This window comes from Corallococcus praedator, from assembly GCF_003612125.1.
Classification (GTDB): domain Bacteria; phylum Myxococcota; class Myxococcia; order Myxococcales; family Myxococcaceae; genus Corallococcus; species Corallococcus praedator.
Genome location: NZ_RAWI01000955.1, coordinates 1 through 461, shown reverse-complemented (window position 1 = coordinate 461; position 461 = coordinate 1). Strand labels below are relative to the sequence as shown.

Annotated in this window: 1 protein-coding gene; it reads right to left on the bottom strand. The window is 56.4% G+C overall.

Annotated features, from left to right (window positions below; translation table 11 throughout):
• On the bottom strand, positions 1-461 hold a 461-nt coding region (locus D7Y13_RS42565), incomplete at both ends, for a tetratricopeptide repeat protein (RefSeq protein WP_158626224.1).

Here is a 461-nt window from a genome sequence, read left to right as displayed (position 1 = left end):
AGGCTGAGCAGGCTGGAGCCGATATTGTTGAGCGTGGTCGCCTCGCCCGATCGATCACCTGATTCCCTCACCAAACTCAGCGCTTGCTCGTAGATGTCGATCGCCTGCTGAAACTGTTCCTGGTCGTCGTAGATCGAGCCGATGTTGTTGAGGGTGGCAGCCGTTCCGGTGTGGTTGTCAAGTTCGCGGGCAATCTGCAAGCTCTGCTCATAGTTCGATCGCGCCTGATCGAGCTGATTTTGAGCTTGGTAGAGCAAGCCCAAATTGTTCAGAGAATTAGCTTCGGCACTGCGATCGCCCAAACTCCGCTGTAAGCTCAACGCCTGCTCGATCGACTGCTGCGATCGAGTGAAATCGCCCTGATAGCGCAGCGTGTTGCCCATCTCGCTCAAGACGCCCGCCTCGCCGGAAGAATTGCCAATGCTGCGGTAGAGTTCTAGCGCCTGCGAATCCTGCTTGAT